This window comes from Bacillus sp. AFS031507, from assembly GCF_002584635.1.
Lineage (GTDB): Bacteria > Bacillota > Bacilli > Bacillales > Cytobacillaceae > Neobacillus.
In genome coordinates, this window is the sequence record NZ_NUOW01000025.1 from 328,598 (window position 1) to 344,940 (window position 16,343).

Annotated in this window: 13 protein-coding genes, 1 pseudogene and 1 other annotated feature; of the genes and pseudogenes, 12 read left to right on the forward strand and 2 right to left on the reverse strand. The window is 38.7% G+C overall.

The genetic code is table 11. The features are described from left to right. Positions 1 to 95: 95 nt before the first annotated feature. The 3 genes and pseudogenes from COE25_RS22940 (at position 96) to COE25_RS22950 (ending at position 4,022) form a co-directional block, all read left to right on the forward strand. The gene (locus COE25_RS22940; RefSeq protein ID WP_180247572.1) at positions 96 to 1,337 is read left to right on the forward strand and encodes an ATP-binding protein; all 1,242 of its coding nucleotides are present in this window, start codon (positions 96 to 98) and stop codon (positions 1,335 to 1,337) included. 55 nt (positions 1,338 to 1,392) lie between these two features. Continuing rightward, positions 1,393 to 2,675, forward strand: a pseudogene (locus tag COE25_RS32360) (MFS transporter). 18 nt (positions 2,676 to 2,693) lie between these two features. Continuing rightward, on the forward strand, positions 2,694 to 4,022 hold the full coding sequence (locus tag COE25_RS22950; protein WP_098934269.1) for an MDR family MFS transporter: 1,329 nt from the start codon (positions 2,694 to 2,696) through the stop codon (positions 4,020 to 4,022). 73 nt (positions 4,023 to 4,095) lie between these two features. On the opposite strand, the gene COE25_RS22955 is transcribed toward COE25_RS22950, so the two are convergent. Beyond that, entirely contained in the window at positions 4,096 to 4,608 is a 513-nt protein-coding gene (locus COE25_RS22955; RefSeq protein ID WP_098934270.1) for a gamma carbonic anhydrase family protein, read from the reverse strand. 302 nt (positions 4,609 to 4,910) lie between these two features. On the opposite strand from COE25_RS22955, the gene pruA reads away from it, so the two are divergent. From pruA to COE25_RS22990, 7 genes are all read left to right on the forward strand, one after another. Beyond that, the gene (gene pruA, locus COE25_RS22960) at positions 4,911 to 6,476 is read left to right on the forward strand and encodes an L-glutamate gamma-semialdehyde dehydrogenase (RefSeq protein ID WP_098934271.1); all 1,566 of its coding nucleotides are present in this window, start codon (positions 4,911 to 4,913) and stop codon (positions 6,474 to 6,476) included. A gap of 78 nt (positions 6,477 to 6,554) precedes the next feature. Further along, positions 6,555 to 7,760: an ornithine--oxo-acid transaminase gene (locus tag COE25_RS22965; RefSeq protein WP_098934272.1), complete on the forward strand. Its 1,206-nt coding sequence runs from the start codon at positions 6,555 to 6,557 to the stop codon at positions 7,758 to 7,760. Between the two features lie 239 nt (positions 7,761 to 7,999). After that, positions 8,000 to 9,265 (forward strand): Glu/Leu/Phe/Val family dehydrogenase, encoded by a 1,266-nt coding sequence (locus tag COE25_RS22970; RefSeq protein ID WP_256942571.1) that lies wholly within the window; start codon positions 8,000 to 8,002, stop codon positions 9,263 to 9,265. 106 nt (positions 9,266 to 9,371) lie between these two features. Continuing rightward, positions 9,372 to 9,629 (forward strand): biotin/lipoyl attachment domain-containing protein, encoded by a 258-nt coding sequence (locus COE25_RS22975; protein WP_088087771.1) that lies wholly within the window; start codon positions 9,372 to 9,374, stop codon positions 9,627 to 9,629. A 199-nt stretch (positions 9,630 to 9,828) separates the two neighbouring features. Then, positions 9,829 to 11,427 (forward strand): amidohydrolase, encoded by a 1,599-nt coding sequence (locus COE25_RS22980; protein ID WP_098934273.1) that lies wholly within the window; start codon positions 9,829 to 9,831, stop codon positions 11,425 to 11,427. A gap of 123 nt (positions 11,428 to 11,550) precedes the next feature. Next, positions 11,551 to 11,797: a binding site (T-box leader), on the forward strand. A gap of 90 nt (positions 11,798 to 11,887) precedes the next feature. Then, positions 11,888 to 13,153 carry a threonine ammonia-lyase IlvA gene (gene ilvA, locus COE25_RS22985; RefSeq protein ID WP_088087769.1) on the forward strand — a complete coding sequence of 422 codons (1,266 nt, stop codon included), beginning with the start codon at positions 11,888 to 11,890 and terminating at the stop codon, positions 13,151 to 13,153. A 265-nt stretch (positions 13,154 to 13,418) separates the two neighbouring features. Continuing rightward, positions 13,419 to 14,138, forward strand: a complete 720-nt coding sequence (locus COE25_RS22990; protein ID WP_088087768.1) for a YebC/PmpR family DNA-binding transcriptional regulator — start codon at positions 13,419 to 13,421, stop codon at positions 14,136 to 14,138. Between the two features lie 70 nt (positions 14,139 to 14,208). Here COE25_RS22990 and COE25_RS22995 read toward each other — a convergent pair whose 3' ends face one another. Continuing rightward, the gene (locus tag COE25_RS22995; protein ID WP_098934274.1) at positions 14,209 to 15,120 is read right to left on the reverse strand and encodes a DMT family transporter; all 912 of its coding nucleotides are present in this window, start codon (positions 15,118 to 15,120) and stop codon (positions 14,209 to 14,211) included. Between the two features lie 183 nt (positions 15,121 to 15,303). Between COE25_RS22995 and COE25_RS23000 the strand changes: the two genes are divergently transcribed. Together COE25_RS23000 and COE25_RS23005 are read left to right on the forward strand one after the other, a co-directional pair. Continuing rightward, complete coding sequence (locus tag COE25_RS23000; protein ID WP_098934275.1) at positions 15,304 to 15,687, forward strand: hypothetical protein; 384 nt, start codon at positions 15,304 to 15,306, stop codon at positions 15,685 to 15,687. A 106-nt stretch (positions 15,688 to 15,793) separates the two neighbouring features. Beyond that, positions 15,794 to 16,309 (forward strand): YbaK/EbsC family protein, encoded by a 516-nt coding sequence (locus COE25_RS23005; protein ID WP_098934276.1) that lies wholly within the window; start codon positions 15,794 to 15,796, stop codon positions 16,307 to 16,309. Positions 16,310 to 16,343 lie beyond the last annotated feature (34 nt).

Sequence of the window (16,343 nt, forward strand, 5' to 3'; positions counted from 1 at the left end):
ATAATAATAACTATAATTAATAAATTTTAATGGAGGATTAAATAGAATTATGTCGAATAGCATAAGTAAATATACCTGATTAAGAGGGCGGAATAATGAATAAATCTGGTCAAATTATCCTGGTGCTGATTTCGGTTGTATATAGCAGTTACCAAAAGATTTACGATCATCATCCTTTTTTTTCGATAGACTTTTTTCTTTTTACCCTTATTGCATGGATAGTGGGTTGGCAATATGATAAAGCACGCTATTATGAAAAAAAGGCACGTGCTAGTGAGGAGAGCTATAAGAAGTTAATAGATTCATTGCCTGCACCCGTCTATATTACGAGTAATCATAGGTTTTTATATGTAAATAAGGCTGCCATGAACTTGATTGGTGCTACCAAACTAGAAGATGTAATGGGGAAATCCATTTTTGAATTTATTATTCCAGACTATAACAGTCGTTTGTTTGAACGTTTTAAACAAATAAAGAAAGAAAAGCAGCCCGTAAACACAATCGAATACAAAGCAAAACGTTTGGATGGAACACCATTTTTCTTTGAAGTATCTTCCTTGTTTATCGTTTTTGGGGGAAAAGAGGCGGTGTTGTCCATTGGCAAGGATATTACTGAAAAAATGGAAGAAACAGAACGTCTCCTTCAAAAGTCTGAAAAATTGGCATTATTAGGACAAATGGCGGCAGGTATAGCCCATGAAATACGAAATCCACTCACATCTATAAAAGGTTTTATCCAACTCCTAAGGACCAACACTAGGAAAGAGGAATACTTTGATATTCTGTTAACAGAGCTTGACCGGATCAATGATATCGTCGGGGAGTTCCTCGTGCTTGCCAAACCGACAGCTGCCGTTTACATTTCAAAGGATATAAGGATATTATTAAAGGATGTTGTCACTTTAATTAACAACCAGTCTCTTTTAAATAATGTTCTAATCTTTGTTGAATATGACAATGATTTGCCGTTGATTAGCTGCGAAGAAAATCAACTAAAACAAGTTTTTCTAAACCTACTTAAGAATGCGATTGAAGCAATGCCTAAAGGCGGAAATATTAATGTATACGTTATGAAAAAAGAAGATGGGAAAATTTCGGTACAAATCATTGATCAGGGGGTTGGGATTCCGGAGGAACGGATCTCTACTCTAGGGGAACCTTTTTATACTACGAAGGAAAAGGGAACTGGACTTGGCTTAATGACCTGCTACAAAATTATCGAAGGCCATAATGGGGAACTAAACATCTATAGTAAAATTAACGAAGGAACCACCATTGAAATAATTTTACCAACAATTACTCAGCCATTATTGAAGATGGAAGTGAGCCATTCATAACGAATGGCTTATTCTATTTACTTGAAAAAATGATAAAATATCATAATAGACAGAGATGATTCAAGAGATTAGGAGGGGGGTTGTGGGTTTGTTACAAACTAAACAGATGCTTCGTGAGGTTTCTTATTTGCAAATATTTAGGAAATCTAAACATTTTACCGCGTTGCTTTTTGGCCAAATTTTTTCATTGTTAGGAAGTTCGATTACAAATGTGATTCTCCCGATTGTAGTCCTTCAAGTATCAAAATCAACGGCGATGATGGGTACTGTCATGGCAATCTATATGCTGCCATTTGTTATTCTTCTCCCATTTTCAGGTGTACTTGTCGATAAAATGAACAAAGTCAAAATTATGTTTGTTGTTGATATTGTTCGTTTTTTTCTGATGATGATTTTAGCTATTTTTGCTATTTTGGATCAGCTAAATATGATTTATCTTTTTGTCTTAATGTTTATTATGGGAACAATGGATAGCTTCTTTCAGCCAGCGTATTCTGCAGTAAGAGCGAAGGTGTTTACCCAGGATATTCGCAATGCTGCAAACTCCATGACTCAAGTAAGTGTGCAGGCATTACGAATATTTGGTCCGATCATTGGTGGATTGATTGTCACCTCTTTTTCAGCGGCCTGGGGTTTTGGTATTGATGCGCTAACATATATAATTTCTTTGTTCTTTTTATTTAGCCTGCGTTCTTTGTCTTTTCAAAAACCCACAGAGATGCTTGGAAAGAAAATTCTCTTAAACAAGATTTTTTCGAAGGGATCGTGGTACTGAAGGAGGAGTCATGGCTTTGGATTACCATTCTGGCTTTCTCGTTAATTAATATTTTTTCAGGCGGGATTATTCGAATCTTAATTCCATGGCTCATTAATATATATTATGAATTTGAACCAGTTGTGTATGGCTTGGTCCTTTCCGCTTCAGGGGCTGGTGCCATCGTATGCGGGCTTGTCTTTGGAATACGGCAAGAATGGAAGAAAAGAGGATTGCTCGCATATGTTGGTGTGGCGATAAGCGGTCTTGCCTTACTGTTTAAGCCATTCGTGTCGAGCATCCCCTTATTGATGCTATGTATGTTTCTAGAGGGTGCAGGGATTATGTTATTTGGATTGATCTGGGAAACTAGTCTTCAAGAACTTGTTCCCGAAGACAAATTCGGACGGGTAGCGAGTTTAGATATGCTGGGGTCCTTTTCCTTACTGCCTGTTGGTTATTTAGTTACGGGGTGGTTAGCTGAAGGGATCGGTGAAATCTTCACCTTAGTTACTTTTAGTATTGTAATAGTAGTTATATCTATTTTGGTTATGTTCAACAAAGGAATTAGGAATTTTAATTAAACTGTGTCGGAGGAATGTATGAAAAAGAATAGGTATGTGTTTTGGGGTCTTGTAATATCTACCCTAATATCAGCACTTGATGCAAATATTATGCAAACGGCAAGTCCCACCATAGTGAAACAGCTCGGAGGGATGGAGCTGTTTGCTTGGATATTTGTTGTCTATATGTTAGCAAGTACGGTTACGGTCCCGCTTTACGGGAAATTATCTGATATGTATGGTCGGAAAAAGCTGTTAATTATCGCTGTTTCAATATTTACCCTAGGTTCGATTCTCTGTGGAATGGCCAATTCCATTAGTACGCTGATTATTTTTAGAGGTGTTCAAGGAATAGGGGCAGGCGGGATGATCCCTCTCTCCATGATCATCGTAGGTGATTTGTTTACAATAGAAAACCGCGGGAAAATTCAAGCGGTCTTTAGCAGCATATGGGCAATTTCATCCATTGTTGGACCTGTATTGGGTTCCTTCTTTGTTGAAGCACTAACGTGGAGATGGATTTTCTTTATCAATATTCCCATTGGCATTGCAACGGTTCTTTGTATGATTCCTTATAAGGAAAAAATCGAATTTAAAAAGACACATATCGACTACAAAGGTTTCTTCTTATTTGGGATTTCGATTACGCTATTATTGTTATCTACGAATGTAAAAAATTCTATTTGGTACATTATCATTGGGATTACCGGTTTGATTGTTTTCATATTGGTGGAGAGGAAAGAAGCACATCCGTTCCTTCCAGTATCATTGTTTAAAAACAAAGGAATCCTAATGACTAACCTTTTCATGTTATTTTACTGTCTGTCCTTTTTTGGAACATCCAACTTTATTCCATTGTATCTCCAAGAAGGAAATGATATGAGTATTTATAAAAGTGGACTAATTCTTCTCAGTATTGCGGTGGGCTGGATGTTTGGCAGTACCCCGGCAGGGAAGTGGATTATACGCTATGGTTATAAAAGCTTATTTATTATCGGAAGCTTCATCACAACTGCTTCAGGCTTAGTATTATACCTATTCATCACTGATTTATCTTATCTCGGCCTGTTTCTAATCTTAACTATCCAAGGAGTTTCCTTTGGATTATTATTTGCGGTTGGAACGATCGCTTCCCAAGAATTTGCTGAATCCCATATCAGAGGCATGTCCACTTCGCTTCAAATGTTTCTAAAAAACATTGGGACATCGATTGGGGTTACCATCATGGGACTCATCATCAATCAGGCAGCAAGCATCGTTATTGGAATGAAAAACGTGTTTCTTTATGCCCTTTGTTTGAGCTTAATTACGATTGTACTCAGCTTTGTCATTCCAGCTAAAACAACTGCTTTAAGTGAGAGTAAATAGTTTTAAACTTCATGGTGCTTGACACCCAGCAATTGTTGGTGTCAGGCACCACTTTTTTATTCTTAAGGTTGGTTTATTTAAGTATTTCCCTAAACTCTTTTCCCCTTTGGACATAGTGCTCGCTGGACATTTGTAACAAGTCCAGGTCCTTCTGAGTAATTTCGCGGATCACCCTTCCTGGAGAACCCAACACAAGTGAGCGAGGGGGAATTTTAATGCCTCCAGATAGCAGCGTATTGGCTCCAATAATACAATCCTCTCCAACTTCTACATTGTCTAAAAGCGTTGAACCCATTCCAATAATACATCGATTGCCGACCTTACAGCCATGCAAAATAACATTATGTCCAATTGTCACATCATCAGCAATTTCGACTGGGAATCCTTCAAATAAATGAATCGTTGAATTATCTTGAATACTGCAGCGTTCACCGATGATAATTGGCCCGTCATCGCCACGTAATACCGCATTAAACCAGACAGATGAATCCTTTCCAATTCTCACATCACCAATTAAATAAGCGCCAGGTGCCACAAAAACTGATTCATGAACATCTGGGGAAATTCCTTTGTAGGGGATAATCATATAAATCTCTCCTTTTAAATAACTGAATTATCTTTCTATTAATCTAAATATATCATGAAATCAAAGACAAGATGTCTTATATGTATTTATTCATTTCCTATGAACTCTTTTTTGCTCCTTCGATTAAAACAATCTGTATGCACCTATTTTAGTATTGATTTTTTAAAATGCAAAATTTTTTTGCTGTTTTCAATTAATTATATATTTTGCGCAAAATATTTTGGCACATATTGAACAAGAAATCCTTTATTCATGCAAAATTAATGTTGGCACGGAACTTGCATTATAATTAACTGTAACAAATGACAAGGGGGAACAAACAATTGAAATCGTATACACATGAACCATTTACAAACTTTGAAGATGAAAAAAATAAACTAGCTTTTCAAGCTGCTCTTGACTACGTTCAATCGCAGTTAGGAAAGGATTATCCAGTTGTAATTGGAGGGGAATCAATTACAACAGATGAAAAAATTATCTCTATTAATCCAGCAAATACAGAAGAAATCATTGGTAGAGTTTCCATGGCTGATCAACAGTTAGCAGAAAAGGCTATGCATGCCGCATTAACCACATTCGAAACGTGGAAAACATGGAAGCCGGAACATCGTGCCAACATTTTGTTCAAGGCAGCAGCAATTATGCGCCGCCGGAAACATGAGTTTTCTGCTTATCTTGTCAAGGAAGCCGGAAAGCCATGGAAAGAAGCAGATGCCGATACAGCAGAAGCAATTGACTTCATCGAATATTATGGCCGTCAAATGCTGAGATTGAAAGAGGGCTCACCAGTACAAAGCCGTGACGGAGAATACAATCAATATAATTATATTCCACTAGGTGTGGGGATTATCATTTCACCTTTTAACTTCCCATTAGCGATTATGGCAGGAACAACAATAGCAGCCATCGTCTCTGGGAATACAGTTCTTCTAAAGCCAGCTAACTCGACACCAGTAGTAGCAGCAAAATTCGTTGAGTTAATGGAGGAAGCAGGACTTCCAAAAGGAGTTCTAAACTTCGTTCCAGGCAGCGGCGCGCAAATCGGGGATTACCTTGTTGATCATCCAAAAACACGCTTCGTATCCTTTACCGGTTCTCGTGAAGTTGGCTGCCGCATTAATGAACGTGCTGCCAAGGTTCATCCAGGCCAAAAATGGATCAAACGAGTTATTGCTGAAATGGGCGGTAAGGATACCGTAGTAGTAGATAATGATGCGGATTTAGAGTTAGCGGCAGCAAGCATTGTCTATTCCGCTTTCGGCTTTTCAGGTCAAAAATGTTCGGCAGGTTCTCGTGCAGTTATACATCAGGATGTCTATGATGTCGTACTTGAGAAGGTGGTTGCTTTAACAAGAACACTAACTCTTGGCAACCCTGAAGATGCAAATACATATATGGGACCTGTTATTGATGGAAAATCCTTCAAAAAAATCATGAATTATATTGAAGTTGGGAAGCAAGAAGGCCGGCTTATGACTGGCGGAGAAGGCGATGATTCTAAAGGTTACTTCATCCAACCAACAATCTTCGCTGATTTAGATGAAAATGCACGCCTCATGCAGGAAGAAATTTTTGGTCCAGTTCTTGGTATTAGTAAAGCACGTGACTTTGATCATATGATGACCATTGCAAATAACACTGACTACGGATTAACAGGTGCATTAATTTCAAATAATCGTGCGCATATTGAACGAGCACGTGACGAATTCCACGTTGGAAATCTTTATTTTAACCGCACCTGTACCGGCGCGATTGTTGGTTATCAACCGTTTGGCGGCTTCAATATGTCGGGTACAGATTCCAAAGCAGGCGGTCCTGAATATTTACTGCTTCACATGCAGGCAAAAACAACATCTGAAACACTATAAAAACTACAGCTTAGATGCCTCGATAGGTGGAGGTGGGTTTTACTCAACCTGTCGAGGAAATTTGAAGGAGGAACTATAATGACAGTAACTGAGACAACTAAAACAAATCAAATCATAGAACAAACAGATAAATTTGGTGCAAATAACTATCATCCACTGCCAATCGTTATTGCAAAGGCAGAAGGAGTTTGGGTAGAAAGTCCAGAAGGTAATCGTTACATGGATATGCTAAGCGCTTATTCTGCTGTTAACCAAGGACATCGTCATCCAAAAATTATTCAAGCATTGAAAGACCAAGCCGATAAAGTAACGCTTACTTCCCGTGCATTTCATAATGATCAACTTGGTCCATGGTACGAGAAAATTTGTCAGTTAACCAATAAAAATATGGCACTCCCAATGAATACTGGAGCAGAAGCTGTTGAAACAGCACTAAAAGCAGCACGTCGCTGGGGTTATGATGTAAAAGGGATTGCTGAAAATCAAGCAGAAATTATTGCCTGCGTAGGGAATTTCCACGGCCGTACAATGGGTGCCGTTTCCTTATCATCTGATCCGGAATATAAGCGTGGTTTTGGTCCGATGCTGCCTGGAATCAACTTAATTCCTTACGGTGACCTCGAAGCATTGAAAGCAGCGATCACACCAAACACAGCAGCATTTTTAATTGAGCCAATTCAAGGTGAAGCAGGAATTATTTTACCACCAGAAGGATTTTTGAAAGCGGCATCTGATTTATGTAAAGAAAACAAAGTATTATTCATTGCTGATGAGATTCAAGTAGGCTTGGCACGTACTGGAAAAATGTTTGCATGTGATTGGGAAGATGTAAACCCTGACATGTTGATACTAGGTAAAGCACTAGGCGGCGGTGTGTTCCCAATATCTTGTGTTGTTGCCAATTCGGATGTATTAGGCGTATTCAATCCAGGTTCCCACGGTTCAACGTTTGGGGGAAATCCACTTGCTTGCGCAGTATCGCTTGCAGCCTTGGATGTAATTGAAGAAGAAAAACTAGCCGAACGTTCACTTGAATTAGGTAAATACTTCTTTGAACAATTACAATCTATCGATAATCCAAAAATTAAAACAATAAGAGGCCGAGGATTATTTATCGGAGTAGAACTAACAGAAGCTGCAAGACCTTATTGTGAGCAGTTAAAAGAAAAAGGTTTATTATGTAAAGAAACACATGATACCGTTATTCGTTTTGCTCCACCGCTTACTATTACAAAAGAAGAAATCGATTGGGCTTTTGAAAAAATCAAAACAGTTTTAAGTTAATTTTTAAATAAAGGCTATGTTAAAGCTTATTGTTGATTTTGGCACATGTTGATTGGAGCGGAAGGCGCGAAGACTCCTGCGGGAGGGCGGGTCCGAGGAGGCTCCCCGGACCGCCCGCGGAAAGCGAAGCGCCTGGAGCGGAAATCAACAGCCAAATATAACAGAGCCTAAATAAAAAAGCTAATAATCTATTATACGACGGGGTGTAAGTCATGTCTGTTAAAGCGATAGTAACTGAAATGGAAAAAGAACAACAAAAAGAACAAGAATCATTAAATTTATTCAATTCAACCCAAACGATTATTCAACAAGCATTATCAAAATTGGGCTATAATAGCGAAATGTATGAATTACTAAAAGAACCGATCAGATTGTTAACAGTCCGTATTCCCGTAAAAATGGATGATGGTTCTGTCAAAATATTTACGGGCTATCGCTCCCAGCATAATGATGCGGTCGGCCCAACTAAAGGCGGCGTCCGTTTCCATCCTGAAGTGGATGAAGAAGAAGTAAAAGCGTTGTCCATTTGGATGAGCTTAAAGTGTGGAATCACGAATCTTCCCTATGGCGGCGGTAAAGGCGGTATCATTTGTGATCCGCGAAATATGTCCTTTAGAGAGCTGGAAGGTTTAAGCCGCGGCTATGTTCGTGCGGTCAGCCAAATCGTAGGACCTTCAAAAGACATTCCAGCACCGGATGTTTATACGAATTCACAAATTATGGCATGGATGATGGATGAGTACAGCCGTTTACGTGAATTTGATTCACCAGGATTTATTACTGGGAAACCAATCGTCCTTGGAGGTTCTCAAGGCCGTGAAACAGCGACTGCCCGTGGTGTAACAATTTGTATTGAAGAAGCAGTCAAGAAAATAGGGAAACAGTTGCAAGGAGCCCGTGTAGTCATTCAAGGCTTTGGGAATGCGGGAAGTTATTTGGCCAAATTTATGCATGATGCAGGTGCTAAGGTTGTTGCTGTATCCGATGTGTATGGCGCTATATACGATCCAAACGGACTTGATATTAATTACTTGCTTGATCGAAGGGATAGCTTCGGCACCTTCTCGCAACTATTTAAAAATACGATCACAAACCAAGAGCTACTTGAATTAGAGTGTGATATTCTAGTGCCTGCAGCTATCTCGAACCAAATCACAGCCAAAAATGCTGCCAATATTAAAGCAGCGATTGTTGTGGAAGCAGCGAATGGTCCGACAACAATCGAGGCAACAAAGATACTAACGGAACGTGGTATTATTCTTGTTCCTGACATCCTTGCAAGCGCAGGCGGGGTAACTGTATCTTATTTTGAATGGGTGCAAAATAATCAAGGTTATTATTGGACTGAGGAAGAAGTAGAAGAAAAGCTGAAGAAGGTAATGGTTAGCTCGTTTGATACTATCTATCAAACTTCTAAAACACATCAAGTAGACATGCGTTTAGCAGCTTATATGGTTGGAATAAAGAAAGTTGCGGAGGCCTCTCGTTTCAGAGGATGGGTTTAAAAGGAGTAGAGTAACCTTTAAATGATTGAAATCTCCCTACAAGGATGGACGGAAAAATCTCTATCTGTTCTATGACTGTACGAAATTAAAAAAGGAGTGACGAAAATTGTCAGTAGTAGTGGAAGAAGTTATTTTCAGTCCATGTTCTGGGACCGTGGAAACTGTTTTAACAGAGGAAAACGACCATGTATATGAGTGGGAAAAACTGTTTTTAATAAAAACCCAGAATGGTAGAATTGAAGAGATTTCGATCGGGATCAGCGGGTATATCACATCTATACCTATTAAGAAGGGCCAAGAAGTTACTACTCAAACAGCCCTAGCAACCATCCAAGATGATTTGTTAATTACAGGATCTGATTAAATAACTCGATAAGCTGTTAAAAAACTCTTTCCATTCGACCGGAAAGAGTTTTTTTGCATGTTTGCGATAATTTTTTCATGAATTTTTTTAAAATTTGTTTTGCTGTATACTAAAAGGGTTCAACCGTTTAATTATAAAAATAATATAATCGCTCATAATTATAATAGGAGATAAGTTCTATTTAGGTAGGAGGGTTTTGATGACAAAGACAATTTTTACAAATGGAACAATTTATACTTTGGAAACGAATCAGCCGGTAGTGGAAGCTGTGGTTGTTGAGAAAGGTAGAATTGTAGATATAGGTTCTCACGACGAGATGATCCTACAATGGGGTAGAAAAGGGTCAAACATAATTGATTTACAGGGGAAAATGGTTACACCTGGATTGACTGATAGCCACCTGCATCTTTCAGGTGTAGCTTTCAACTTTTTAGACCTTGATTTAACGGGTGTAAAATCAAAAAGCGAAATGCTTGATAAAATTAGGGAGAAGGCGAATAAAGTTGCGCCTGGAAAGTGGCTTGTCGGTATGGGCTGGGATGAAAACCTTTTTAAAGGAGGAACTATTCCTACAATAGGAGAGTTAGACTTTGTTGCACCACACTGTCCTGTTTATCTAAAACGGATTTGTCACCATGCCTTTTTAGTGAATAGCAAGGCACTTGAAATGAGCCAGTATTATCCGGAGATTAATATTCCAACTGGCGGAACAGTTGTACTTGATCCGATTACCAAAAAGCCGACAGGGATGCTGCTCGAATCGGCTTCCCAGCTGATAACAAAATACATACCGGTACGAACATATCAAGAGTTAAAGAATGGCTTGCAACAAGCGATGCAATTTGCAGTGAAGAAGGGTTTAACAAGTGTACATACCAATGATCCTGCTTATTTAGGCGGTTTGGAATCAACGTATAAAATGTATGATGAATTAATTAACCATGAAGCCCAAGGCTTACGCTGTAATCTGCTCATTGATTACCCCTATCTTAATCAATTGAAAGAAAGAGGATTGTATGCAGGCTATGGAAATGAGAAATTACAAATAGGAGCAATAAAAATTTTTGCTGATGGAGCATTTGGGAGAAGAACTGCGCTACTTTCAGAACCCTATCACGATGAGCCAAACCAGCTTGGGGATGCCATGTTTGACCAAGAAACCCTTTATAGAGTGGTAAAAGAGGTACGAGATTACTCCATGCCACTAGCTGTACATACGATTGGTGACAAGGCGTTAGAAAATGTTCTAGATGTACTTGATCAATTGCCAAGAGTGGAATATCGTGATCGGATTATTCACACATCCCTGGTTCGGAATGATTTAATTCACCGCTTAGTTGATTCGAGTCGGATTGCTGATATTCAACCAAGGTTCGTGGTGGGTGATTATCCATGGGTGAAAGAAAGAGTAGGCAAAAAGAGGGAGCCATATTTATATGCATGGAAAACGTTACTTGATTCGGGCGTATTATGTGCTGGCGGGTCCGATGCACCAATTGAACCTATAGACCCTCTGCTTGGCATCCATGCTGCGATAACTCGTAGAACTCCTGGGGATCATCATGAAGGCTGGAACGCCAAAGAGAAGCTCTCGATGATTGATGCCGTTAAGTTATTTACAGTTGGGGGCTCATTTGCCACCAATGAAGAAAATCAAAAAGGTACGATTTCAAGAGGAAAACTAGCGGATCTAACGGTTTATTCTAAAAACTTATTTACAATGGAGAATCCTGATGATCTACTCCAAACTGAAATTGAAATGACGATCATCGATGGCGAAATAAAATATAAAATTTAAGGGAATGAAATAGGTGAAAGAACCCTAAAAACGATGTAAGCGCTTTATAATTAACTAAATAATTAAAATAGTCAAAAAATATTGACAGGTTATTTTTTCAGTGGTAACCTTATAAAAATTGAAGATGAATCAATGATGAGAAAAGTAGATTAAGCCCTTGTTCTACAGAGAGTCGACAGTTGCTGAAAGTCGATGTCAGGACGTATTCGAAGATCATCTCGGAGATGTGTAGCTGAAACTGTTAAGTAAGCTAGACCGGAAATTCCGCCGTTACAATGGAACACGTACTTAGAATGGTACGTTAATCGAGAGCCGCAGTGTTTGTTTGTTGCGGAAGTAGGGTGGTATCGCGAGTTAACTCGTCCCTATACATTGGGGGCGAGTTTTTTGTGTTTAAAAAATGTATTTATTCTAATGAAAATTTCTTTATGGATGCAAAAAATTAGGAGGGAAAAGGAAGATGAATCAACAAGTTGATAAGAAAGTGTTTAATGTGGAGGATATTATTATTGCCAGCCATACCATTAAGGATGTTATTTCACCAACTCCCCTGCAATACAATCACTTGTTGTCAGAACGATACGGCTGCCATGTCTACTTAAAACGAGAGGATTTACAAAGCGTTCGTTCCTTTAAAATCCGCGGCGCATATAATCGAATTAAGAAACTAAATGAAGATGAGTTAAAGAATGGAATTATCTGTGCAAGTGCAGGAAACCATGCGCAGGGGGTTGCTTATTCTTGTCATCTCTTAAATATTCATGGGAAAATCTTTATGCCAAGTACAACACCAAAGCAAAAGGTAAAACAAGTTAAATTTTGGGGTAAAGATGATGTTGAGATTGTTTTGGTTGGGGATACCTTTGACGATGCTTATGAAAAAGCAAGGGAATGCAGTCAAGAGGAAAATCGGACATTTATTCACCCCTTTGATGATCCCGATGTGATTGCTGGACAAGGGACGGTTGCCGTTGAATTGCTCAATGATTGCCCTGAAAAAATTGACTATCTGTTTGCCGCAATTGGCGGAGGCGGGCTTTTATCTGGGGTAGGCACGTATTTAAGGCACTATTCTCCAGAAACGCAATTAATTGGTGTCGAGCCACAAGGTGCACCTGGTATGAAGGAATCATTTTTAAAAGGGGAAGTTACCTCATTGAAAGAAATTGACCCGTTCGTGGATGGTGCAGCTGTGAAGACGGTGGGATCAATGACCTTTAGCATTTGCAAAGAAATCGTTGATGATATTCTTGTTGTTCCGGAAGGAAAGGTTTGCACGACATTATTATCGTTATACAATGAAAATGCCATCGTTGTGGAGCCGACTGGAGCCCTTTCTGTAGCAGCCTTGGATATGTATGCAGATGAAATTAAGGGCAAAACGGTTGTCTGTATCGTAAGTGGCGGTAACAATGATATTGGTCGGATGCAGGAAATCAAAGAGCGCTCAAAAATTTATGAAGGACTGCAGCATTATTTTATTGTTCAATTCCCGCAACGCCCGGGTGCGTTACGTGAGTTTTTGGATGATGTCCTTGGACCAAACGATGATATTAGCCATTTTGAATATACGAAAAAGAATAATCGAGAAACAGGTCCAGCCTTGGTTGGAATTGAACTAAAGGATAAGGAAGACTACACACCATTAATTGAACGAATCAAAGCGAAGGGCTTTTTATATCGCGAAGTCAATAAAGATAGTACGCTGTTTCAAATGCTGGTTTAGTTATCTAATACTATGAAGAGGTCGAAACTCATCGGTTTCGACCTCTTTTTGTCATTTAATCTATACTAAAAGCAATTTCTTAACTGAATTTAAGTAATAGACTCTTAACAAATGATGCAATTACTGTATAATATTATTTGTCAATGATAGAAACAATCAAATAAGTAATGAACACTTAATTATTATTTGGAACATGTCTTGAAGTAGATCTAGTTTCATATTAATAATTTTGTGTAGATTCAAAAGCGGAAAGAGAGTGTTCATAATGGGACGTAAGTGGAACAATATTAAAGAAAAAAAAGCTTCAAAGGATGCAAATACGAGCCGTATTTATGCGAAATTTGGTGTTGAAATCTATGTAGCTGCTAGACAGGGTGAACCAAATCCTGAATCGAATCAATCTTTAAAATTCGTATTAGAGCGTGCAAAAACATACAATGTACCCAAACACATTATTGACCGAGCAATTGAAAAAGCTAAAGGCGGTTCTGAGGAAAGCTATTCTGAACTTCGGTATGAAGGCTTCGGTCCAAACGGGTCGATGGTTATTGTTGATGCCCTAACAAACAACGTGAACCGCACGGCTTCCGATGTACGTGCTGCATTTGGTAAAAACGGCGGAAACATGGGAGTAAGTGGATCAGTTGCTTATATGTTTGATGCAACTGCTGTTATCGGCGTCGAAGGAAAAACGGCGGACGATGTACTTGAATTGTTGATGGAAGCAGATGTTGATGTACGTGACATCATTGAAGAAGATGAGTCGGTGATTGTTTATGCTGAGCCAGAACAATTCCATGCCGTGCAGGAAGCATTCAAAAATGCGGGGATTACTGATTTTACTGTGGCTGAACTAACGATGCTTGCGCAAAATGAAATTGACCTTCCTGAAGACGCACAAGCTAAATTCGAGAAAATGATTGATGTATTAGAAGACCTAGAAGACGTTCAACAAGTGTACCATAACGTTGATTTAGGTGAGTAAATAAAAGAAGCAGACNNGTCTGCTTCTTTTATTTACTTAGTGGTGTCAGGCACCATTTTTAAAGCTATGATTACCGTTTAACAGCAGATAAAATAAAAATAGTTGAAATTATTGAAATGGACCCAATCCATTCGGCAGGGCCGAATGATACTTGGAGCCAGGCTACGGCTAAAAAGGCCGCTGATAATGGCTCGACACAAGCGAGAAGACTAGCTTCAGAAGCACAAATGTATTTAAGGCTTTCCATAAAACAAAAAAAGGCGATTAAAGTACCGAAAATAATCACAAAAACTACAGCTAGAAAGGACGTTAAGCTCCAATGGCCTTGAAACTTCCATGGAGGATGAATTAAGCTAAAGCCAATCCCACCGATCATCATTCCCCAGCCAACAGTAAGAAGCGACCCCCATTTATTCAACAAACTTCCAGGATAGAGTGTATAAAAAGCGAGTGCAAAAGCAGATAGAATTCCCCATGTAAAGGCAGAGGATGAAATGGAGAGTGAATGGATATTACCCTTCGTCACTAGTAGAAAGGTTCCGAAGATGGCTAATCCAATCGCAATTACTTCATGTATTTTGGGTAATTCCTTTGCACGAAAACTTAAATAACAGACAATAATCACTGGTGCAAGGTACTGCAAAACGGTTGCCGTTGCTGCATTTCCTTGTTCGATGGCAGCGAAATACGTATATTGTACGCCAAACATGCCAATAACACCAAAGATTACTAGGCGGAAGATATCCTGTTTATTTCTCCAAATGGTCCAGATATTCTGTTTCCCCACCGTATGAGAAAAAAATAACAAACCAAAACCTGAAAAAATCAGCCTGTTAACAACTAGCCAGTTGGTACTAAATCCTTGTTGATGAAATAAGTATTGAGCGACAGTTCCTGAAACACCCCATAATGTCGCAGCAATCAGCACTAAAAAAATGCCTTTTATCCTTGGGGAGGACATTACTGCTACTTGCGAATTCATTTGATCCCTCCGTTATGAACCAATACTAATATCCTAATCTTTTAAATATAACAATGATTATAACACTTCTTAGGAAACTAGTTTAAAAAACTTATGGAAAAATCATTTTTAATGAAAGGATTATATGAGGGGAGTAGCGAATAAAGAAAATATATGTTTGAAGTTGAGAGGAGAAGAGAATTTATGGTCTATAAGAAAGCTGGTCATGCAGATTTGATGGATCAAATAGTAAGTGATTCCCAATTAGATGAGGAAATCAAAAAGCACCCGCGATTCGGCAAACCCATTCCATCCCTTCTATTTTCTGGGGATGTCTATTCCAATTTCCTCAACACAGCTAGCGATGCTGGTTATCTCCCCCCATTTGTAATTTTACAAAAGGAAATCAGATATGAGATTTCTAAAGCCATATCATTAAAAGAACTAGAATCCGCTGAATTTGAAATAATGAACTTGATAGATGCCATTAATGAAATAATCCTGAAATATAACTCGATTTGTCCTCCAAAGATGAAAAAAGGAAGAATTGATTTTGACAATATTGAAAATCAATATAAAATTTGGTAATAAAAATATAAACATTACCTAACTTACTGGTACAAGACGTCTTTTCGCTTTATCCCTTTAAAGTATGATATTATTCTAATAATACGTTAGGGAAAGGATGTATAAGATGTCATTGGAAAGTGTGATGGCCCATTTTAAACAATGGGATCGTGATGGAGATGTAATGGAATTTGACACCTCAAGTGCCACAGTGGAACAGGCTGCCGAGACCATCGGAGTAGCTTCAGCTCGAATTGCGAAAACTTTATCTTTTAGAGGGAGCGAGGAAAAAGCTATTTTAATTGTTGCTGCAGGTGATGCAAAAATTGATAATAAGAAGTTTCGTCATCAATTCGGATTCAAAGCAAGGATGCTCTCACCAGATGAAGTTCTCGAACAAACTGGTCATGCCATTGGCGGTGTTTGTCCGTTTGGGCTTAATAATGAGCTTGAAGTCTATTTGGATGTATCAATGCAGCGCTTCGAGACAGTTTTCCCCGCTTGTGGCAGCACGAACTCTGCAATCGAATTAACGAAAGATGAATTATATCAGTATTCATTTGCTAAAGAATGGATTGATGTTTGCAAAGGGTGGGGACAAGACGAAGAGCAATCAAAAGTAAGTCAGCAAATCGAGGTTTAATGGTACCCTTAGGAAGCGTATGATGCCCTTATAA

Coding starts and splice junctions, on each gene's coding strand:
- ilvA (WP_088087769.1), top strand. CDS start 11,888: ATGAATCAACAAGTTGATAAGAAAGTGTTTAATGTGGAGGATATTATT.
- COE25_RS22990 (WP_088087768.1), top strand. CDS start 13,419: ATGGGACGTAAGTGGAACAATATTAAAGAAAAAAAAGCTTCAAAGGAT.
- COE25_RS23005 (WP_098934276.1), top strand. CDS start 15,794: ATGTCATTGGAAAGTGTGATGGCCCATTTTAAACAATGGGATCGTGAT.
- COE25_RS22965 (WP_098934272.1), top strand. CDS start 6,555: ATGACAGTAACTGAGACAACTAAAACAAATCAAATCATAGAACAAACA.
- COE25_RS23000 (WP_098934275.1), top strand. CDS start 15,304: ATGGTCTATAAGAAAGCTGGTCATGCAGATTTGATGGATCAAATAGTA.
- COE25_RS22980 (WP_098934273.1), top strand. CDS start 9,829: ATGACAAAGACAATTTTTACAAATGGAACAATTTATACTTTGGAAACG.
- COE25_RS22995 (WP_098934274.1), bottom strand. CDS start 15,120: ATGAATTCGCAAGTAGCAGTAATGTCCTCCCCAAGGATAAAAGGCATT.
- COE25_RS22955 (WP_098934270.1), bottom strand. CDS start 4,608: ATGATTATCCCCTACAAAGGAATTTCCCCAGATGTTCATGAATCAGTT.
- COE25_RS22940 (WP_180247572.1), top strand. CDS start 96: ATGAATAAATCTGGTCAAATTATCCTGGTGCTGATTTCGGTTGTATAT.
- COE25_RS22950 (WP_098934269.1), top strand. CDS start 2,694: ATGAAAAAGAATAGGTATGTGTTTTGGGGTCTTGTAATATCTACCCTA.
- COE25_RS22970 (WP_256942571.1), top strand. CDS start 8,000: ATGGAAAAAGAACAACAAAAAGAACAAGAATCATTAAATTTATTCAAT.
- pruA (WP_098934271.1), top strand. CDS start 4,911: ATGACAAGGGGGAACAAACAATTGAAATCGTATACACATGAACCATTT.